At 70.0% G+C, this 19,586-nt stretch carries 18 protein-coding genes; 11 read left to right on the forward strand and 7 right to left on the reverse strand.

Annotated features, from left to right (window positions below):
* Positions 1 to 9 precede the first annotated feature (9 nt).
* Positions 10 to 1,536, forward strand: a complete 1,527-nt coding sequence (locus tag IE250_RS02735) for a leucyl aminopeptidase (protein WP_189667713.1) — start codon at positions 10 to 12, stop codon at positions 1,534 to 1,536.
* 25 nt (positions 1,537 to 1,561) lie between these two features.
* Here the strand turns inward: IE250_RS02735 and IE250_RS02740 are convergent, their stop codons facing one another.
* Complete coding sequence (locus IE250_RS02740; protein ID WP_189667714.1) at positions 1,562 to 1,915, reverse strand: oxidoreductase; 354 nt, start codon at positions 1,913 to 1,915, stop codon at positions 1,562 to 1,564.
* A gap of 289 nt (positions 1,916 to 2,204) precedes the next feature.
* On the opposite strand from IE250_RS02740, the gene lpdA reads away from it, so the two are divergent.
* From lpdA to IE250_RS02755, 3 genes are all read left to right on the forward strand, one after another.
* Positions 2,205 to 3,623 carry a dihydrolipoyl dehydrogenase gene (gene lpdA / locus IE250_RS02745; protein WP_189667715.1) on the forward strand — a complete coding sequence of 473 codons (1,419 nt, stop codon included), beginning with the start codon at positions 2,205 to 2,207 and terminating at the stop codon, positions 3,621 to 3,623.
* A 28-nt stretch (positions 3,624 to 3,651) separates the two neighbouring features.
* Entirely contained in the window at positions 3,652 to 5,472 is a 1,821-nt protein-coding gene (gene sucB, locus IE250_RS02750; RefSeq protein ID WP_189667716.1) for a 2-oxoglutarate dehydrogenase, E2 component, dihydrolipoamide succinyltransferase, read from the forward strand.
* A gap of 119 nt (positions 5,473 to 5,591) precedes the next feature.
* Positions 5,592 to 6,530 (forward strand): TIGR01777 family oxidoreductase, encoded by a 939-nt coding sequence (locus IE250_RS02755; protein ID WP_189667717.1) that lies wholly within the window; start codon positions 5,592 to 5,594, stop codon positions 6,528 to 6,530.
* A 14-nt stretch (positions 6,531 to 6,544) separates the two neighbouring features.
* Here IE250_RS02755 and IE250_RS02760 read toward each other — a convergent pair whose 3' ends face one another.
* Both IE250_RS02760 and IE250_RS02765 read right to left on the reverse strand, forming a co-directional pair.
* Complete coding sequence (locus IE250_RS02760) at positions 6,545 to 7,999, reverse strand: serine/threonine-protein kinase (protein ID WP_189667718.1); 1,455 nt, start codon at positions 7,997 to 7,999, stop codon at positions 6,545 to 6,547.
* Between the two features lie 144 nt (positions 8,000 to 8,143).
* Positions 8,144 to 9,244: a Gfo/Idh/MocA family oxidoreductase gene (locus tag IE250_RS02765; protein ID WP_189667719.1), complete on the reverse strand. Its 1,101-nt coding sequence runs from the start codon at positions 9,242 to 9,244 to the stop codon at positions 8,144 to 8,146.
* Between the two features lie 167 nt (positions 9,245 to 9,411).
* Between IE250_RS02765 and IE250_RS02770 the strand changes: the two genes are divergently transcribed.
* The 7 genes from IE250_RS02770 to IE250_RS02800 all read left to right on the forward strand — a co-directional run bounded on the left by IE250_RS02770 (position 9,412) and on the right by IE250_RS02800 (position 16,681).
* Positions 9,412 to 10,125, forward strand: coding sequence for an HNH endonuclease family protein (locus IE250_RS02770; RefSeq protein WP_189667720.1), 714 nt, complete (start codon positions 9,412 to 9,414; stop codon positions 10,123 to 10,125).
* 269 nt (positions 10,126 to 10,394) lie between these two features.
* Positions 10,395 to 11,390: a type IV toxin-antitoxin system AbiEi family antitoxin domain-containing protein gene (locus tag IE250_RS25135; RefSeq protein ID WP_189667721.1), complete on the forward strand. Its 996-nt coding sequence runs from the start codon at positions 10,395 to 10,397 to the stop codon at positions 11,388 to 11,390.
* Positions 11,391 to 11,532: 142 nt separating this feature from the next.
* Positions 11,533 to 12,243 (forward strand): lipoyl(octanoyl) transferase LipB, encoded by a 711-nt coding sequence (gene lipB, locus IE250_RS02780; protein WP_229872081.1) that lies wholly within the window; start codon positions 11,533 to 11,535, stop codon positions 12,241 to 12,243.
* 92 nt (positions 12,244 to 12,335) lie between these two features.
* Complete coding sequence (gene lipA, locus IE250_RS02785; protein ID WP_189667722.1) at positions 12,336 to 13,337, forward strand: lipoyl synthase; 1,002 nt, start codon at positions 12,336 to 12,338, stop codon at positions 13,335 to 13,337.
* Between the two features lie 42 nt (positions 13,338 to 13,379).
* Positions 13,380 to 14,123, forward strand: a complete 744-nt coding sequence (locus IE250_RS02790; protein ID WP_189667723.1) for a DUF4191 domain-containing protein — start codon at positions 13,380 to 13,382, stop codon at positions 14,121 to 14,123.
* A 347-nt stretch (positions 14,124 to 14,470) separates the two neighbouring features.
* Positions 14,471 to 15,895 carry a type I glutamate--ammonia ligase gene (glnA, locus tag IE250_RS02795; protein WP_189667724.1) on the forward strand — a complete coding sequence of 475 codons (1,425 nt, stop codon included), beginning with the start codon at positions 14,471 to 14,473 and terminating at the stop codon, positions 15,893 to 15,895.
* A gap of 492 nt (positions 15,896 to 16,387) precedes the next feature.
* Complete coding sequence (locus IE250_RS02800; RefSeq protein ID WP_189667725.1) at positions 16,388 to 16,681, forward strand: hypothetical protein; 294 nt, start codon at positions 16,388 to 16,390, stop codon at positions 16,679 to 16,681.
* Positions 16,682 to 16,835: 154 nt separating this feature from the next.
* Here IE250_RS02800 and IE250_RS02805 read toward each other — a convergent pair whose 3' ends face one another.
* The 4 genes from IE250_RS02805 to IE250_RS24775 all read right to left on the reverse strand — a co-directional run bounded on the left by IE250_RS02805 (position 16,836) and on the right by IE250_RS24775 (position 19,549).
* The gene (locus IE250_RS02805; protein WP_189667726.1) at positions 16,836 to 17,240 is read right to left on the reverse strand and encodes a hypothetical protein; all 405 of its coding nucleotides are present in this window, start codon (positions 17,238 to 17,240) and stop codon (positions 16,836 to 16,838) included.
* Positions 17,227 to 17,892, reverse strand: coding sequence for a GNAT family N-acetyltransferase (locus IE250_RS25020; RefSeq protein ID WP_189667727.1), 666 nt, complete (start codon positions 17,890 to 17,892; stop codon positions 17,227 to 17,229). Before IE250_RS25020 ends, IE250_RS02805 begins: the two co-directional genes overlap by 14 nt.
* Positions 17,893 to 17,896: 4 nt before the next feature.
* Positions 17,897 to 18,619 carry a GntR family transcriptional regulator gene (locus IE250_RS02815; RefSeq protein ID WP_189667728.1) on the reverse strand — a complete coding sequence of 241 codons (723 nt, stop codon included), beginning with the start codon at positions 18,617 to 18,619 and terminating at the stop codon, positions 17,897 to 17,899.
* A 183-nt stretch (positions 18,620 to 18,802) separates the two neighbouring features.
* On the reverse strand, positions 18,803 to 19,549 hold the full coding sequence (locus IE250_RS24775; RefSeq protein ID WP_268247784.1) for a carbonic anhydrase: 747 nt from the start codon (positions 19,547 to 19,549) through the stop codon (positions 18,803 to 18,805).
* Positions 19,550 to 19,586: the final 37 nt, after the last annotated feature.

Genomic DNA, 19,586 nt, shown 5'->3' on the forward strand with positions numbered 1-19,586 from the left:
ATCGCCCTCGTGACCGACGTGACCCTCTCCAGCAAGAATCCCACCGCCGTGAAGGCCGAAGCGCTAGTAGTGGCGACCGCCCAGACGTCGGACGGCGTTGCCGTCGTGTCCGACCAGCTCCCCACGGATCTGCTGACGCAGCTCGAGTCGCTCGCGCCGCAGCTCGGCGTCACCGGCGCGCGCGACGAGGTCCGCAAGATCCCCGCGGGCGCCAAGCTCGCCGCCGACGTCCTGGTCCTGACCGGCCTGGGTGAGCGCGCAGAGGACGGCACCTTCGCCACCGAGACCCTGCGCCGCGCCGCGGGCGCGGCGACCCGCGAGCTGGCGGGCCTCAAGTCCGCCGCGATCGCGCTGCCCGCGTCCGACGACGACGAGATCACCGCCGTGACCGAGGGTGCGCTGCTCGGCGCGTACGCCTTCAACCGCTATCGCAGCGCCGGCAACGGTTCCGGCAAGGACGCGGCGAAGGACGCGAAGAACGGCAAGGACCCGGTCGCCGCGATCGAGATCCTCACCCCGCTGCACAAGAACCAGAAGGCCAAGGTCGCCGCCGAGCGCGCCGCGATCGTCGCCGCGGCGGTCCACGCCGCGCGTGACCTGGTCAACACCGCGCCCAACGAGCTGTACCCGGCCACCTTCGCCGACGCCGCGAAGGCCGCCGCCAAGGACGTGAAGCACGTCAGGGTCACCGTCCTGGACGACAAGCAGCTCGCGTCGGGCGGCTACGGCGGGCTCACGGCCGTCGGGCAGGGCTCGTCCCGTGGGCCGCGCCTCGTCAAGGTCGCCTACACGCCGGCCAAGCCGAGCGCGAAGGTGGCGCTCGTGGGCAAGGGCATCACCTTCGACTCGGGCGGCATCTCCATCAAGCCGGCCGCCGGTATGGAGGCCATGAAGTCCGACATGGCCGGCGCCGCCGCCGTGCTGTCCACCGTGGTCGCCGCCGCGAAGCTGAACCTCCCGGTCGCCGTCACCGGCTACCTCTGCCTCGCCGAGAACATGCCGGGCGGCAACGCGCAGCGCCCCGCCGACGTCATCACGATCTACGGCGGCAAGACCGTCGAGGTGCTGAACACCGACGCCGAGGGCCGCATCGTCATGGCCGACGGCCTCGTGTCCGCGGTCGAGGACGGCCACGACGTCGTGCTCGACATCGCCACCCTCACGGGCGCCCAGATGGTCGCGCTCGGCAACCGCACCTCCGCCGTCATGGGCACCGACGAGGTGCGCGACGAGGTCAAGGCCGCCGCCGACGCGACGGGCGAGCTGTTCTGGCCGATGCCGCTCCCGGAGGAGCTCAAGTCGAACATCAAGTCCAAGGTGGCCGACGTCGCGAACTCCGGGCCGCGCTGGGGCGGCATGCTCAACGCCGGCCTGTTCCTGAAGACGTTCGTGGGCGACCACCCGTGGGCCCACCTGGACATCGCCGGCCCCGCCTTCAACGACGGCGGCGCGCACGGCTACACGCCCGGGGGCGGCACAGGCGTGGGCGTCCGCACCCTCCTGGCGTTCGTCGAGGGCCGCGCATCCGCGAAGTAGATCCCTGGTTCTACTTCGCCCTGTTCTACTTCGTCTTGCGCTGGGCGCTGTTCCAGTCACGCATCCGCTGGGGGTAGCCGGTGAACCGGACGTTGTACACCGGCACCCCGAGCTGGTTCGCGATGTCGAACGCGGTGCGCTCGTCGGGCACCCGGCGTCGCGTCCACTCCCCCGTGCTCGCCACGAGCAGGATCGTGCTGGGGATGTCCGTGGTCGGGGGCTCCACATAGGCCTCGACGCCGACGCGGGACCCGATGAACTCACCGAGGTGCGCCAGGGTCTGGCGGCGCGCGTCGTTGCTGCTGGGGCGCGCAGCATTGCCGGACGTGGACCGTCGCTGGAAGAAACGCGCGAGCGAGCTACGAGACTGGCGGGGCATGACCTGAGACTACTAGCGAGACCCGTACCGGCCTAGGCATCTCCACGCCATCTCAGCAAACTCACACACCTGCTCCAGGCCCGCCCGTCGTCCTGTCACAGGCCGCACATCGTCTTGTCACAGCCCCGCCTACCCGTCAATGTCACCACGGTCACACCCGTCAAGCCGTGTGCACGATTGGGGCCACGCCCGCTGAAGTGTCAAGATGGCATGCGGTGCTATCTGCACGCAGTCCGCACGCGGTTTGCGCACAGGGCCAGAGTCAACGCAGTCAACGAGGAGCCAGCACGTGCCAACGCATGACAATCCGGCCACGTTCGACGTCGTCGTGCTCGGCGGGGGAAGCGGTGGCTACGCCACCGCGCTCCGGGCGGCACAGCTGGGTCTGAGCGTCGCCCTCGTGGAAGAGGACAAGCTCGGCGGCACCTGCCTGCACGTGGGCTGCGTGCCCACCAAGGCGCTCCTGCACGCGGCCGAGGTGGCCGACGCCGCCACGCACGGCGCGCAGTTCGGCGTCCGCACCTCGCTCGACGGCATCGACATGCCCGGTGTGCTCGCCTACAAGGACTCCGTGGTCGCCGGCCTGTACAAGGGCCTGCAGGGGCTCGTCGCCTCCCGGAAGATCACCGTCGCCGAAGGGCACGGCACCCTCGCCGCGCCCGGCGTCGTCGAGATCTCCTCCCCGGACGGCACGTCGGCCCGCTACACCGGCACCCACGTGGTGCTCGCGACCGGCTCGTACGCCCGGAGCCTGCCGGGCCTGGAGATCGGCGGCCGCGTCCTCACCTCCGACCAGGCGCTCACGCTGGACACCGTGCCGAAGTCGGTGGTGGTGCTCGGCGGCGGCGTGATCGGCGTCGAGTTCGCGAGCGTCTGGAAGTCCTTCGGCGCCGACGTGCAGATCGTCGAGGCGCTGCCGCACCTCGTGCCGAACGAGGACGCCGCTCTCTCCAAGGCGCTGGAGCGGGCGTTCCGCAAGCGCGGCATCAAGTTCTCCCTGGGTGAGCGCTTCGCCCAGGTCAAGCAGTCGGACGACGGCGTCAAGGTAGAGCTCGAGTCGGGCACCACGTTCGACGCCGAGCTGCTGCTCGTGGCCGTCGGGCGCGGTGCGCGGACCGCCGACCTCGGCTACGAGGCGGCCGGTGTGCGCATCGACCGCGGCTTCGTCCTGACCGACGAGCTGCTCCGCACCGGCGTCGACACCCCCGCGGGCGGCCAGATCTGGGCCGTCGGCGACATCGTGCCCGGCCTGCAGCTGGCCCACCGCGGGTTCGCGCAGGGCATCTTCGTGGCCGAGCAGATCGCGGGCCTCTCGCCCGCACCGATCGACGAGGCAGCGATCCCGCGCGTCACCTACTGCGAGCCGGAGGTGGCGTCCGTCGGCGTCACCGAGGCGGGGGCCGCCGAGCTGTACGGCCCGGACCAGGTCGAGACCATCGAGTACAACCTCGCGGGCAACGGCAAGAGCAAGATCCTGGGTACCCAGGGCTTCGCGAAGCTGGTGCGCCGCAAGGACGGACCCGTGGTCGGCATGCACCTGATCGGCTCGCGTGTGGGCGAGCTGATCGGCGAGGGCCAGCTCATCGTGGGCTGGGAGGCGTTCCCCGAGGACGTCGCCTCGCTCGTCCACGCACATCCCACCCAGAACGAGGCACTCGGAGAGGCACACATGGCGCTGGCCGGCAAGCCTCTGCACGCCCACAACTGACCAAACGACAAAGGAGACCCTGCAGGTCATGTCTGAGAACGTGCAGCTGCCGGCCCTCGGCGAATCCGTTACCGAGGGCACTGTCACCCGCTGGCTCAAGGCTGTCGGCGACGAGGTCGCCGTCGACGAGCCTCTGCTCGAGGTGTCGACCGACAAGGTCGACACCGAGATCCCGTCGCCCGTCGCCGGCGTCCTCGAGCAGATCCTCGTCCAGGAGGACGACACCGTGGAGGTCGGCGCCACCCTCGCCGTCATCGGCTCGGGTTCCGGTGCCGCCGTCCCGGCGGCGCCCGCCACCGAGCCGGCAGCCGCTGAGACTCCCGCCGCCGAGGCTGCCACTGAGGTGCCCGCGCCCGAGGTCGCCGCTGAGGCTTCCGCTCCAGCGCCCGCTCCGGCCGAGGCTGCTCCGGCCGAGGCCGCCGAGGCTGCTCCGGCCGAGGCGCCGGCCGGTGACGCAACCGAGGTCCCCCTGCCCGCCCTGGGCGAGTCGGTCACCGAGGGCACCGTGACGCGCTGGCTCAAGGAGGTCGGTGACGACGTCGCCGTCGACGAGCCGCTCCTCGAGGTATCGACCGACAAGGTCGACACCGAGATCCCGTCGCCGGTCGCCGGCACGCTCCAGAAGATCCTCGTCCAGGAGGACGAGACGGTCGAGGTCGGCGCCGTCCTGGCACTCGTCGGTTCGGGCGCAGCAGCTCCGGCCGAGGCCCCTGCTGCTCCGGCCCCCGCCCCTGCGCAGGCTGCAGCTCCGGCTCCTGCCCCCGCACAGGCCGCCCCGTCGGCACCCGAGGCCCCGGCCGCTCCGGCCCCCGCGCAGGCCGCCGCTCCGGCTCCGGCCGCCGCTCCGGCACCCGCCGCACCCGCACCGGCACCCGCCGCACCCGCCGCTCCGGCGCCCGCACCCGCCGGTCGCACCATCGGCTCCTACCTGACCCCGCTCGTGCGCAAGCTCGCCGCGGAGAAGGGCGTCGACGTCGCCGAGGTGACGGGCACCGGCGTCGGTGGCCGCATCCGCAAGGAGGACGTGCTCGCCGCGGCCGAGGCCAAGGCCGCTCCGGCTCCCGCTGCCGCCGCACCCGCGGCGACCACGGCGCCGTCGGCCCCGGCCAAGCTGGAGGTGTCGCCGCTGCGTGGCACCACGGAGAAGATGTCGCGCCTGCGCAAGATCGTCGCCGAGCGCATGCTCGAGGCGGTGCAGTCGCAGGCCCAGCTGACCACGGTCATGGAGGTCGACGTCACCCGCGTCGCGCAGCTCCGGGCAAAGGCCAAGCAGTCCTTCGCCGCGCGCGAGGGTGCCAAGCTGACGTTCCTGCCGTTCTTCACGCTGGCCGCCGTCGAGGCGCTCAAGGCGTACCCGAAGATCAACGCCACCATCGACACCGAGAAGGGCGAGATCACCTACCACGGCTCGGAGAACGTCGGCATCGCCGTCGACACCGAGCGCGGGCTCGTGGTCCCGGTCATCAAGAACGCCGGGGACCTGAACCTGGCCGGCATCGCCCGCCAGATCCAGGACCTGGGCGCTCGCACCCGGGCGAACAAGGTGACGCCGGACGAGCTGTCGGGCGGCACGTTCAACATCACCAACACGGGCTCAGGCGGCTCCCTCATGGACACGCCGATCGTCCCGCTCGGCCACGCGGCAATCCTGGGCACGGGCACGATCACGAAGCGCCCGGTCGTCCTGACCGACGCGGAGGGCAACGAGAGCATCGCGGTGCGTTCGATGGCCTACATCTTCCTGTCCTACGACCACCGCCTGGTCGACGGCGCGGACGCCGCCCGCTTCCTCACCGCCATCAAGAACCGGGTCGAGGAAGGCGCGTTCGAGTCCGAGGTCGGTCTCTGACGTAGTTCTCTGACGCGGAAGGTCGCGTCGCGTGGCTGTGGCCGGTTCCGGGTTCGGAGCCGGCCACGGCTACATGTCCGCGGGGCCGCGTCCGCGCTGAGCAGGCTACATTTCAGCGCATGGATGTGGTGGTTGCGGGATCACACGGCCTCATCGGCTCCGCGCTGGTCGCGGACCTGGTCAGCCGCGGGCACGGTGTGCGGCGCCTGGTGCGCCGGGGCGCGAAGCCGTCCGACGGCGACCACGCGGCCGCCGGCACCGCCGAGCTCACCGGCGTCCGCGACCTGCTGTGGGACCCACGGACCGGCGAGCTCGACCCGGCCGCGCTGGAGGGCGCGGACGCCGTCGTGAACCTGGCCGGCGCCGGGATCGGCGACCACCGCTGGACCGCTGCGTACAAGCAGACGCTCGTCGGCTCGCGCACCACCACCACGAGCCTGCTCGCCCGCACGATCGCCCGGCTCGAGACCCCGCCGGTGCTGGTCAACGCCTCCGCCATCGGGGCGTACGGGAACCGCGGTGACGAGGTGCTCACCGAGGCGTCCGGGCGTGGAGACGACTTCCTGGCGGACCTCGTCAAGGCCTGGGAGAACGCCACGGCGCCAGCCTCCGATGCGGGCGGGCGCGTCGTGTGGCTGCGCAGCGGCCTGGTGCTGGCGCCGACGGGCGGCGCGCTCGGCAGGCTGCTGCCGCTGCTGCGCCTCGGCGTGGGCGGGCCGCTCGGCAGCGGCCGCCAGTGGTGGAGCTGGATCACCCTGACCGACGAGGTCGCGGCGATCCGCCACGTCATCAGCACCGACGTCAGCGGGCCCGTGAACGCCGTGGCGCCCGAGCCCACCACGAACCGGGCCATGACCCGCGCGCTCGCCGAGGCCCTGCACCGGCCGGCCCCGCTGGCATTGCCGCGGTTCGCGCTACGGATCGCCCTCGGGCCGTTCGCCCACGACCTTGTCGCTTCCCAGCGGGTCGTGCCCGCCGTGCTGGGCCGGACGGGCTTCACCTGGACGCACGCTGATCATCAGGACGCGGCCCGCTGGGTGGTGGAGCAGGCCGCGTAGCACTGAGCAAAGGGTCAGCGCACCTCGCTGACCCGCCAGCCGCCCGGGGTCCACATCAGGGTCAGGTCGGCCGACTCCTGCGATGCGGGCACCGCCGTCTCGCCGCCATCGGACACCTGCAGGTGCGCAGTGATCGTGTACTCGATCCGGACCACTGCCTCGATCGGCACCTTCTTGGCTGTCTGCTTCCCGTCCGCGGCCCCCGGCGTCCCGGACGTCTCGTTGCGCGCCGCCGTGGTCGCTTGTTGCAGGTCCGACGCGGCACCTGGGCCTACCGTCACGACCTCCGTCGACTGCACCTCGGCGGACGCGCCGACCACCTGTGCTCCGGTCTGCTCGAGCTCGTCGAGGATCTGCTGGTCGGCCCGATAGGCCGGCGAGCCCTCCACGTTGACGGCGCCGATGTCGGACAGGGCACCCGCCAGCAGCGCCAGCCGGCGCGACGTGAGCTCGGCGGCAGCACCTGCCGGATCCTTGGCGTTGCTCACCGGGTTGACACCCACCACGTGGGACGACGACGCCACCGGAGACTGCACCGCAACCGCCGGCTCCTCGCCGCCGAAGACCCCGGGCAGGGCCATTGCCCCGGCCGTGACCCCCGCGATGACGCCCGCCGCGATCATGGCTGTCGCGAACACGGAGACGGTCGTGGTCCCCGGCTGAGCGACATTCCCGGCCCGCTCCGCCGAACGGGAGCGGCGCGTGAGCGGCATCGTCGCCCGACGCCGCGCCGGGGAGGCCACGGCGTCCACCGCAGACTCGGTCAGCGACCCGGCCGCCGAGCGCCAGGCCGACGGCGTAGGGGCACCGAGCGGCACGTGGCCCACGATGGGCACCGGACCGCTGAGCGCGGCCGAGACCATCGCCGACCCCGCCGGGAGCCGGACGGGCTCGGGCTCCACGGCGTCGTTCGCGAGCGCCGCGAGCGTGCCCGGCTCGGGGCGGTCGCGCGGGTCCTCCGCCCGGGCGCGGGCCAGCACGGCCCGCAGCGCCTCGTCGGCCTCGGAGTTCAGGCTGGGGCCAGGGAAGCCCAGCACCGACTCGACGAGCGTCGCCAGTGACGTGACGTCGACCGGGTCGTCGCTGTGGGCCGGGAGCGTCACCCGAGGGCGCAGCATCGCGCTGCCGTCGCTACGTAACAGCACGTCCGTCGGCCGGACTCCGCCGTGGACGATGCCCACGCTGTGCAGCGCCGCGAGCGCCTGGGCGATAGCGACGGTGATTCCCGAGCCTTCTGCGGCGGTCAGCGGTCCCCGCGAGCCGACGGCGGTGGGTAGGTCGACCACCCCCGTCCGCGACAGCCGGACGTCGAGGTTGTCCGGGCCGTTCGGGGAGATGGCGATGAGCGGCACCAGATGGGGGTGGTCCAGTGTCGCGAGGGTGTCCAGTCGGCGCACCAGGAGTTCGCGTGCCGCTGCCTCGGTGGGGACGGCCACGCGGACCAGTTCCGCGGATTCGATGTAGTGCACCCGTTCATGAGAACCCGGCCGTTCGGAGCCCGCCCTTTATCCACAGGATTTGCCGAATCAAAGACCCTGTGGGTGAAGACCCGAGTGCGTGGACCTGCCCGGCGGGGTGCGCCGAGCAGCACCCGGCGAGGTGCGGCGGGCCCCTCAGACGTCGACCAGCCGCCCTTCCAGGGCCGACTCGCGCGCGGCGTCAAGGACCTCGGCGGTCCGGACGGCGTCGGCGGGATCGACAGGGACGTCGGCCTCACCGGCGAGCCAGTCGGCGACGGCGCTGTAGAAGTCCCCGTGCCCGCCCTTGGGCCGCGGCACCGCCGTGCGCTCCCTGCCGCGCACGAGCCAGCCGTGGGTGCCCTCAGGCTGTTCGCTGTCGAGCACGTCGAAGGGCGACGCGTCGCCCTCGAACGAGTTCACCAGGTACGCGCCCCCGTCTCCCAGGACGCGCGTGCGCGGGCCGGGCGCGCCGACGAGGGAGCCCGCCCACAGCCGGGAGACCACGCCCCTGGGGGCCGGCGGCTCCCCGAACAGAATGTCGGCGCCGGTGGCCCGGCCCGGGACTGCGCCCGGCCTACCGGCCTGCTGACCGCCCGGCGCGGCGTGGTGCAGCACCAGGAACACGTCGTCCTCGGTGGGCGTCGAGAGCGCCCGCGTCTCGGCGTACACGGCGACGACCGGCCCGAACAGCTGGGTCGCCGAGTCCACGAGGTGGGAGCCGAGGTCGAGCAGGAGCCCGCCGCCCACGGCGTCGTTCTCCTTCCATCGCTGCTGCGGCTTGGGCCGCCACCGCTCCCAGTGCCGCTCGAAGGTGTGCACCTTGCCGAGGTCGCCCTGTTTCAGCAGGGCGGCGAGGGTCAGCTGCTCCGGGTCCCAGCGCCGGTTCTGGAACACGGTGAACGGGGTGCCGGACGACGACGCCGCTTTCAGCACCTGCCGCGCCTCCGCCGCCGTGGTCGCTATCGGCTTGTCCAGCACGAACGGCTTGCCCGCCACGGAGACGGCGTTCGCGTGCTCGGCGTGCAGCGAGGACGGGCTGGCGATGACCACCAGGTCGTAGAGTCCGGGCTCGGCGAGCATCGAGGGCAGGTCGCTGAACAACCGTGCGCCTGGCCAGTCTCCCGCCGCTTGGACGCGCCGGCCGGAATCGCGTGCGACGACGGCGGTCACCGTCATTCCCGCTGCTCGCGCCAGGCGGGCGTGGATTTGCCTGCCCGCACCCCCGTAGCCGACAATCCCGATCCGAAGAGCCATAGTGCCATGGTGCCCCGGGAAACACTCCGACGCGAGATCACTGGTCAGCCGCTCAAGACCCGTAATACAACTCTGGCAGACTGGGGCAAGAGGTACGTTTCGCGCGTTCTCAGTCCTGTCCGGCCATGCGCGGCCGGACAGCACCGGCCGACAGAATGAGGGGGCTCGTGTCCGCCACAGCCAACAAGTCCAGCCAGACCCGTAAGACCGTGCAGCTCGTGCTCATCGCGGTCGCGGCACTCGTGCTCGCCGGCAACTTCGTACTCCAGTCCCTGGGCGACGACGTCGCCCCCGCCGAGGGCGCCGAGGGCTCGGCCATCGCGGCGCTGGAGACGCTCAAGGTGCAGGACCCCGCCACCGAGGACGGCTACGACCGCGAGGCCGACTTCGGGAGCGCCTGGCAGGACGCCGACGACAACGGCTGCGACACCCGCAACGACATGCTCCAGCGAGACCTCGAGGACATCGTGCTGACCGTCGGCGACACGTGCCAGGTCGCGTCCGGCACGCTCGACGACCCGTACACGGGCGAGACCATCGCCTTCGAGCGCGGCGAGGACTCCGGCGACGTGCAGATCGACCATGTGGTGGCCCTGATGAACGGCTGGACGACCGGCGCCGCGGACTGGGACCGGGACACGCGCATCGAGTTCGCGAACGACCCGCTCAACCTCATCGCCTCCGACGGCCCGGCCAACATGGGCAAGGGGGCGAAGGACGCCTCCGAGTGGCTGCCCGACAACCAGGCCTACCGCTGCGAGTACGTCGCCCGGCAGATCGCGGTCAAGGCGAAGTACGAGCTCTGGGTCACACCCGCCGAGCACGACGCCATGGAGGACGTCCTGACGAGCTGCCCGGCGGAGCCCCTCCCGGCGTCCTGACCCCTGCCCTGCTGGGCGCATGCTGAGCTCGGTTCAGCAGGCTCCGGACGACCGTAATCGACCCGATAACGGCCGCCATCCGCCTGTTGAATCCGTCTCAGGATCGAGCCCGCGCCCGCCCACCCCGGAGATCGGTCGACGGCGGTCACAGCCCTCCTTCCGCGAGCGCACCGCCGCGAGGTCGACCACAGGACGGTGCTCGGCAAGGTTGTGCACAGCCTCCACCGGCGCACGCTCGGCACGGGGTCCTGCGGTGATCTGATCCCGGCATGCGTTCACTCAGCGCGGTCCCTCACGGGGTGAGCGACCTTGCCGCCCGGCAGGAGGGCCTTGTCTCCGTTGAGCAGTGCTACGCCGCCGGAGTCGACCGGCGCCGGATACATCGACTCGTCCGGAACGGCGTCTGGCGAAGGGAAGGCGATCGTGTGATCGACACGGATCCCGCCCCGCCGTCGACAAGGATTCGAGACGACTACTTCGACCACATCCGACGCCGGTCCGCCGTAAAGGGGCTGCTCGTCCGACCGGGGTCGGCGGCCGTCGGAGCCGCCGCGCTTGCTCTGCACGGGGTGGCCGGTCTGCCCCGCCACATAGAGCCGGAGGTCTCCCTTCCGGGGGGTGCACGCCACAGAGGGCGGGATGGCGTGATCGTGCGTCAGTACGGAAACTTCGCGACAGAGCGGTACGGCAGCTGGCGTATCGCGAAGATCGAGCACGCGCTCGCCCAGGCGCTGCCCCGCCTGTCCCGGGACGACGCCGTCGCCGTGGTCAGCAGCGCCCTGAACAAGAGACTGATCAGCCAGGCCGGACTTGCCGAGGTCGAGCGGCTGCTGCACGGTCGCCGTGATGCCCGGCAAGCACTGGGCTGGCTCGCCCTCGCCGTCGGGAGCGACGAATCCCCCGCCGAAACTGGCGCCCGGTTGTCCTGCATCGACCACGGCGTACCCCCGGACCGTGTCCAGGTCGTGTTCCACAAGGACGGACGCTTCCTCGCCCGCTGCGATTTCGGTTGGCACCTGCGCGACCGGCGCTGGCTCGCGGTAGAGATCGACGGCGTCGGTCCGCACTCCACACCGGAAGCGCTAGTGAACGACGCACCCCGGCAGAACCGGCTGCTGGCGACCGGGAGGGTCGTGATGCTGCGCTTCAAGCCCGCCGACAACCATCAGCCGGGCGGGATCGGGGCCGCGGTGGCCGCTCGCCTTGACGAGCTGGGCGGGTGGACGCCGGCGCCCGGCGGCTCCGAAGACCCGGTGCGTCTCTGACGGCTGCTGAGCTCGGTTCAGCAGGCTCCGGACGACCGTAATCGACCCGATAACGGCCGCCATCGGCCTGCTGAATCCCGGTCAGCGGACGGTGAACCGGTCGGGCCGTGCTCCCCTGGGCGGCGGGCTTAGGCTTGCGGGCATGGATATCCGCCACCTCACCGGGCACATCGAGTACCACGAGGGCTGGGACCTGCAGCGCAGCACGCACGAGGCCGTGCGTGCCGAGGAGCTGGCCGACACGGTCTTCTTCCTCGAGCACGCCTCCGTCTACACGGCAGGCGCGCGCACGCACCGCGACGAGTACCCGACCGACGGAACCGAGGTCATCAAGGTCGACCGCGGCGGCAAGATCACGTGGCACGGGCCGGGCCAGATCGTGGCCTATCCCATCCTCAAGCTGGCCAAGCCGTTCGACGTCGTCGAGTACGTCCGCACCCTGGAGCGGGCTGTGATGGACGTGTGCGCGGCGGTCGGCGTCGAGACCATCCGCGTGGAGGGCCGCTCCGGCGTGTGGGTCGGCGCCGACTCCCCCGACGTGCCGAACCCCCGGCGGGAGCGCAAGGTCTGCGCCATAGGCGCGCGGGTCGCCAAGGGCGTCACCATGCACGGCCTGGCCCTGAACTGCGACTCCGACCTCGCCGCGTTCGACCGCATCGTGCCCTGCGGGATCGACGACGCCGACGTCACGTCGCTCACCGCGGAGCTCGGCCGACGGGTCACCGTCGAGGAGGTCCGGCCACTCCTGGAGGCGGCTCTGATCGAACGTCTGGCGCCGCTGCTCGTCCGGAGCGGTACGCCGTCCGAGGAGCCGTCTCGCGCGTCGTCCGAGGCAGTCGCCGCGACGGCGTGACCAACGCCACTGGCCATCGACGGGACGGCCGCACGAGGGCGGGCGCCCGAGGCATAGGCTGAGCCAACCCGTTACCTGGGAGGGGAAACTGCGTGACCATCGCACCTGAAGGCCGACGCATGTTGCGCATCGAAGCGCGCAACTCGGCCACGCCCATCGAGAAGAAGCCCGACTGGATCAAGACCCGGGCGGTGATGGGTCCCGAGTACCGCGACATGAAATCGCTCGTCAAGGGCGAGGGCCTGCACACGGTGTGCGAGGAGGCCGGCTGTCCCAACATCTTCGAGTGCTGGGAGGACCGCGAGGCCACCTTCCTCATCGGCGGTGACCAGTGCACGCGCCGCTGCGACTTCTGCCAGATCGACACGGGCAAGCCCGCCGACTTCGACAAGGACGAGCCGCGCCGCGTCGCCGAGTCCGTGCGGACCATGGGCCTGAAGTACTCGACGGTCACGGGCGTCGCCCGCGACGACCTGGCCGACGGCGGCGCCTGGCTCTACGCGGAGACCGTCCGCCAGATCCACGCGCTGAACCCCGGCACCGGCGTCGAGCTGCTGATCCCGGACTTCAACGCCATCCCCGAGCTGCTCGACGCCGTCAACGAGTCCCGCCCCGAGGTGCTCGCGCACAACGTCGAGACCGTGCCGCGCATCTTCAAGCAGATCCGTCCGGCGTTCACCTACGACCGGTCGCTGTCGGTGATCACGCGGGCCCGCGACGCCGGCCTGGTCACCAAGTCGAACCTGATCCTCGGCATGGGCGAGACCATCGAGGAGGTCAAGCAGGCCCTCCAGGACCTGCACGACGCCGGTTGCGACATCATCACGATCACGCAGTACCTGCGCCCGTCGCTGCGCCACCACCCGGTGGACCGCTGGGTGCGGCCCGAGGAGTTCGTGGAGCTGTCCGAGACCGCCGAGAAGATCGGCTTCCTCGGCGTCATGGCGGGGCCGCTGGTGCGCTCCTCCTACCGCGCAGGCCGCCTGTGGGGCCAGGCGATGACCAAGCACGGCCGCGCGATCCCCGAGGCGCTCTCGCACCTCGCACAGCCCACCACCTCTCGTCAGGAGGCGGCGAGCCTGCTGGCTCGCTGATCGGGCGCCCAGTCCACTCGCAGCACACTAGAATTGACGACCATGGCCCGAACCTCGTCCGGGGACGACGCGCGCAACGATGTAGCAGCGTCTGCCTCCAAGCAGAAGAAGCCCAAGAAGCGCCGCTGGTATCACCAGCTGTGGGACGTCTACAAGATGACCCGCAAGCAGAACCCGCTGGTCACTTGGTGGATGCTCGCCTCCTTCATCGGAGTCGTGGCGGTCGCACTGCTCATCGGCGTCCTGACGGGCCCGTGGGTCTATGCGCTCGTGATCGGCGTGCCGTTCGGCGTGCTCGCGGCGATGTTCGTGCTGTCGCGCAGCGCGGAGAAGGCCGCCTACACGCAGATCGCCGGCCAGCCCGGTGCCGCGCGCGCCGCGCTCGGCACCGTCCGCGGTGGCTGGACCTTCGAGGACGAGCCCGTCGCGGTCGACGCGCGCAACCAGGACTTCGTGTTCCGGGGCGTCGGCAAGGCCGGTGTGGTGCTCGTCTCTGAGGGTCCGCCGCACCGTGCGACGCGCCTGCTCGACCAGGAGCGCAAGAAGGTCAGCCGCATCCTGTCCAACGTGCCGGTCACGCTGATCCAGTGCGGCGACGGCGAGGGGCAGGTGCCGCTCACCAAGCTGGCGCGCGCGGTCACCAGGCTCAAGTCGACCCTGACCCGGGCCGAGGTGGCCGAGATCAGCAAGCGTCTCAAGGCCATCGGCGGCGTCAAGCTGCCGATCCCCAAGGGCATCGATCCCACCCGTGCCCGCCCCGACCGCAAGGGCATGCGCGGCCGCTGACCGGCCGCCAACGCCGTCGGACACCCGACCGGCGAACGTGGCCAAGGGCGCCTCCCTGAAGGGGAGGCGCCCTCTTTGCCAGCCCTTCATCCGTCCGATGGACGGACGCCGCCGGGCCATGGCATGTGAGTTCTGGCACGCTGGGGAGCGCTGCCGGAGCCTCGACCAGCACGTCTTCCCGGGGTTACACGGCCGAGAGGCCTGAGAAACATCCCGGCAACAATCAGTAACCAGAGAGAAACCACCTGCCCATAGGTTCATGGCGATCCGAGTGTGACCGTGCCCCAGCTCGTCCGGCATGGTCCGACGGACTCCCCCTGAACTTATCGAGCGAGCAAGGAGCGCAGATGTTCAAGAACGCCGAGGAGGCGATCGCCTTCACCCGCAACGAGGGGGTGGAGTTCGTCGACGTCCGGTTTATCGACCTGCCGGGCATCACGCAGCACTTCAACATCCCGGTCGAGCAGTTCGACGAGGACGCCTTCAGCGAGGGCCTCATGTTCGACGGCTCGTCCATCCGCGGTTTCCAGGCGATCCACGAGTCCGACATGAAGCTCGTGCCGGACGTCGCGACGGCGTACATCGACCCGTTCCGCAAGGCCAAGACCCTGATCGTGAACTTCTCGATCGTGGACCCGTTCACGGGTGACGCCTACGCTCGCGACCCGCGCAACATTGCGGCCAAGGCCGAGGCCTACCTGAAGTCGACCGGCATCGCCGACACCGTCTTCTTCGGTGCCGAGGCCGAGTTCTACGTCTTCGACGACGTGCGCTTCAAGACGGCCGCGAACGAGAGCTTCTACTCCATCGACTCTGTCGAAGCCGCGTGGAACACCGGCCGCGAGGAGGAGGGTGGCAACCTGGGGTACAAGACCCGCTACAAGGGCGGCTACTTCCCCACCTCGCCCAGCGACCGCTTCGCGGACCTGCGCGACGACATGGTCAAGACCCTCGGCCAGGTCGGCCTCTCCGTCGAGCGCGCGCACCACGAGGTGGGCACCGCCGGCCAGCAGGAGATCAACTACAAGTTCAACTCCCTGCTGCACGCCGCCGACGACCTGATGAAGTTCAAGTACGTCATCAAGAACGTCGCGTTCGAGGCCGGCAAGTCGGCCACGTTCATGCCGAAGCCGATCTTCGGCGACAACGGCTCGGGCATGCACTCGCACCAGTCGCTCTGGAAGAACGGCGAGCCGCTGTTCTACGACGAGAAGGGCTACGGCGGCCTGTCCGACATCGCCCGCTGGTACATCGGCGGCATCCTGAAGCACGCGCCGTCGCTGCTCGCCTTCACCAACCCGTCGGTGAACTCGTACCACCGCCTGGTGCCGGGCTTCGAGGCTCCCGTGAACCTCGTCTACTCGGCCCGTAACCGCTCCGCCTCGATCCGTATCCCGATCACGGGTACGTCGCCGAAGGCCAAGCGCATCGAGTTCCGTGCGCCGGACCCGTCGTCGAACCCGTACCTGGCGTTCTCTGCGATGCTGATGGCCGGCCTGGACGGCATCAAGAACCGCATCGAGCCGCCGGCACCGGTCGACAAGGACCTGTACGAGCTGCCCCCGGAGGAGCACGCGCAGATCGCGCAGGTTCCGACGTCGCTCAACGGCGTGCTCGACGCGCTCGAGGCCGACCACGAGTACCTCACCGCCGGTGACGTGTTCACCGAGGACCTGATCGAGACCTGGATCGCGTACAAGCGCGAGAACGAGATCGACCCGATCCGCCTGCGGCCGCACCCGCACGAGTTCGAGCTCTACTACGACATCTGATCGCCGGTCCCCCGTGACCTGCTGAGATGCCCCGAAACGGCGGCTGACCTGCGCTTACGTCTCGCGACGTTGTGCAGCGTTAGCCGCCGTTTCTCGTCATCCTGTGTAACTCTCGTGTAACTCCCCAGGCGGATCCCCGCTCCCCCGGCGTGATCCTCCGAAGCCCCTCGTGCTGGTCTTCAACCCGGCCATACTCCCGGCTCGGGGTCCCTGGTCCTCCGTCATCCGTTGGCGCGGGGCACGTCTCGGACATCGGTTCTGCCGTCAGTGCAACAGGTCCCCGCACATCGAGTCTGGGTGACGTGGTGTGCTCGGTCGGCGGGACCTGTTGCACTGCCGGCGGGTTCGGTGTCAGGGTCCCGGTGAAGCCAATGGATGACGGAGGACCAGGGGCACCGCGGTTCCCTCGATCCTCTTGATTCCCGGGGTGCCCGCCGGAGGCTCACGACAATTGCTTTCCGGAGTGCTCGACGTGCCCGTTACCGTTGCGCCATGCGGTCACGGAAGACGCCACAGGAGAAGAAACAGCTAAGCCTTGCCAAGGACCGCCGGAACAACTACGGCGAGAACGACAAGGCGTCCCGGAAGACGATCCCGTTCCGCAAGGCCTCGGTGAACCGCGCGAACCGGCACGCGGACAGGCAAACCCTCTCCGATGCGACCGGCGCTAACGACGCCGAGGTCAGCGAGTCAGCCGAACTGAGGCTCCGGGGTCGCCGCCCGAAGGTGTGGCGTAAGTGGCCTGACATGGCGCTCGGGGACTACATCAGTCAACGCAAAGCCTGATGTGCCCGGCGGGGTGCGACGGGGGTGCGCGTAGGGCGCGCGCCCGGAGCGCGGGGGCCCCGTCGCGGGGCCCCGACGGCGGCGCGGCGGAGCCGCGCCCTTGATCTTATAAAGGTCAATTCGGCAGTAGTTGCGTCGTCTGCCCCAACTCAAATCATGGCCCGGGGGACCCCGTCGGGATGTCACGCAGGCAGGGGAAATCTGCCGCGACAAGCCGTCGGAATTCGTCGGCGGTCATCACTTTGTCGTTGACGAGGAACTCGTCCCGGCCGAGACCGCGGTACGGGTCGTCTTCGCGAACTTCGGTACCTTCGGAGTGATTACTCATGTCGATCGAAAGCCCAAACCAGTCGAGGCTCTGATACGAGCCCTCGACCTCCTGCCAATGTTCCGAGTCCAGACGAATGATGTCCGACGTGCCGCCGACATAGCCCTTGGCCGCCCAGTCCGGCTCCATGTCGTCAGCGTCCGATTCGTAGGACGCGATCTCCGCGCCAAGTGGTTCATCGTCCTGGCAGCGTCGGACGATGACCGACAGGACGCCGTCATCCTCGCGCACACCCACCGGCGTTGGAACTGGGTCCGACGGGAGGAAAGGGACGCACCCGCCCAACGCAATGGCCAAGACAATCGTTGACGCGCCGACACCAGCGACTTCTCGGGCGGTCCCTAGCATCTTCGATCCCTTCCCGCTGCATCTTTTCAGCGCACGGCATAGACGGCGGCGGGTTCGGTGAGTCCGTCGCCGTAGTGGTGCGTGAGGGTGGCGATTCTCTCTGGGCACCGAGGCGTTCGTAGAGACGGATCGCTGCGCGGTCCTTAAGCATGACGTCGAACGCGATCGCGAGTCCCCGAGCCTTCGCGTAAGTGGTTGCGGCCTCCATCAGGAGACGTCCGGCGCCGCTGCCACGGTGGCTGGGGTCGATGAAGAGTCGCACGGGGATTGCCAGGCGGTCGACGTCGCCGCCCGTGTGCTCGTGCCAGACTCGCGCTGCGTCATCGTTCACTGTGGCACGCGTGAGGGTAATCTGCCCGATCGGCTCGTCGTCGTTGACGGCGGTCCAACTGCGCAGCTCGTTCGGGTGGCGCAGCCATGCCTCTGGGTCGGCTACGCCCTCAACGGGATAGCCGTCGAGCGCGTGTACTCGGTCCAGGGCACCGGCGAGGGCGGGTAGGTCATCGTCACGGCGTGGGCGGATCGCGACGGTCATTGGCTTAGTCCTCCACGGGCATGTCGTAGTCGAGTGCTGAGTAGTCGGCGCGCATGCGGAAGTTGGTGACCTCGAACGGCTGCTTGTCGGCCGTCATGCCTGTGTGCCACAGGTCGATGACCGGCACCCCTGCGGGAAGGTCAAGCCCCTCGGCCTCTTCCCGGGTGGCTGGCCGAGCGGAGATCTCTTCGCGGATGTACGCGATGGTGTAGCCCGCTTCCTCGAGCCGCCCGTAGAGGCTTCCCTTGCCGAGATTCTCAGCCTTCGCCAGAACCGTGCCCGTGGCGATGGACCAGGGCAGGAACGTGATCCCGATCTGCATCGGCTCCTCGTCGGCGTAGTACCAGTTCTCGCGCCGCACGACGTCGGTTCCCGGCTCAACGCCGAGCCGTTCCGCGACCTGCGTCGAGGCGGGGACTCGTTCCGCACTGCGGACCTCGACACGGGGCGTCTTGCCCTGCGCTCGGGTTTCTGCGCCGAACGGTCCGTGCGTCGTGATGGCTCGCATGGAGTTGCCGTATCGGCGTCGTCCGAACCGCATCCATCGGGGCCGCTCGCGGACGAACGATCCCCGGCCGTGCTCGCTGCGCACTAGGCCCTCTTGGACCAGTTCTTGGATGGCCGCGCGGGCGGTGTTCCGCGCCCCGTGGTAGGTCGCGGCGAGGACTCGTTCGGAGGGCAGCTTGTCGCCGGGGGCGTACTCGCCGCTTGTGATCGCGTCCCGCACGCAGCGACCGGAGGGTGTTCCTCCTGGTCAGCGCTCGGCACTCCCGGGGATTTGAATGCACGCCGTCAACACGCCAACGGCTGGGATCGTTGGAATTCCAACGATCCCAGCCGCGGCTACCGGCGGAACGGCCTCGGGTGCCCGAACAGCGATCCGACAACTACCGGTGACAGTGCAGACGTCCTACAGCCAGGTCACCTGTCCGGTGTCCAGGTCGTAGACCGCGGGGACGACCTTCGTGCGGCCGGCGTCCACGGCGTCCCGGATGATCTTCGAGCGCTCGAGCAGGGCATCGACCACGGAGATGACGTTCGCACGGACCACCTCGTCGACGTAGGCGGCCTTGTCCTCCAGAGGCTTGGTCCGGCGCACGACCGGCGCGATCTCCTTGACGATGTCGATGACCTCGCCCGGCGCAGCGGGGTTGTCGCGGTTGGCCTCCACGGCGTCGACGGTGGCAGCGACGGCGCCACATCCGGTGTGTCCCAGGATCACGAGGACCGGCACCTCGTACGGGCTACCGGTCCCGAACTCCATGCTGCCGACGATGGTGTCGTCCAGAACGGTTCCGGCGGTACGTGTGACGAACAGGTCGCCGATGCCCTGGTCGAAGAGGAGCTCCGGTGACACTCGGGAGTCGACGCAGCCATGGACCAGCGCCCACGGCTCCTGGTGTTCGTCGACCGCGTGGCGGCGCTCCGCATCCTGGTCCGGGTGGATCGCACTGCCGGCGACGAAGCGCGCGTTGCCGTCCTTCAGCCTGGCCAGAGCTTCCGCGGGAGTCTTCGGCCGTGCAGCGGACGGTGACGGTGTCGGGGAGGATGACGCCGCAGCCCCGGCGGTGGATGGCTGGGTCTGGCATCCGCTGAGTGCCAGGGCGGCAGCCAGCCCTCCCAGGCCGACGATTCCGAGTGCCCGGCGACGACTCACCTCGATCTCGGAGCTCGAGCTATTTGGGCCGTGTGGG

This window comes from Promicromonospora soli, from assembly GCF_014653785.1.
GTDB lineage: Bacteria > Actinomycetota > Actinomycetes > Actinomycetales > Cellulomonadaceae > Promicromonospora > Promicromonospora soli.

Bases quoted from the DNA above. Each gene is read 5' to 3' on its own strand.
- IE250_RS25135 (WP_189667721.1), top strand. From the start codon at position 10,395: ATGCGTTCACTCAGCGCGGTCCCTCACGGGGTGAGCGACCTTGCCGCC.
- IE250_RS02790 (WP_189667723.1), top strand. From the start codon at position 13,380: ATGGCCCGAACCTCGTCCGGGGACGACGCGCGCAACGATGTAGCAGCG.
- sucB (WP_189667716.1), top strand. From the start codon at position 3,652: ATGTCTGAGAACGTGCAGCTGCCGGCCCTCGGCGAATCCGTTACCGAG.
- IE250_RS02740 (WP_189667714.1), bottom strand. From the start codon at position 1,915: ATGCCCCGCCAGTCTCGTAGCTCGCTCGCGCGTTTCTTCCAGCGACGG.
- IE250_RS25020 (WP_189667727.1), bottom strand. From the start codon at position 17,892: ATGACCGTCGCGATCCGCCCACGCCGTGACGATGACCTACCCGCCCTC.
- IE250_RS02755 (WP_189667717.1), top strand. From the start codon at position 5,592: ATGGATGTGGTGGTTGCGGGATCACACGGCCTCATCGGCTCCGCGCTG.
- IE250_RS02765 (WP_189667719.1), bottom strand. From the start codon at position 9,244: ATGGCTCTTCGGATCGGGATTGTCGGCTACGGGGGTGCGGGCAGGCAA.
- IE250_RS02800 (WP_189667725.1), top strand. From the start codon at position 16,388: ATGCGGTCACGGAAGACGCCACAGGAGAAGAAACAGCTAAGCCTTGCC.
- lipB (WP_229872081.1), top strand. From the start codon at position 11,533: ATGGATATCCGCCACCTCACCGGGCACATCGAGTACCACGAGGGCTGG.
- glnA (WP_189667724.1), top strand. From the start codon at position 14,471: ATGTTCAAGAACGCCGAGGAGGCGATCGCCTTCACCCGCAACGAGGGG.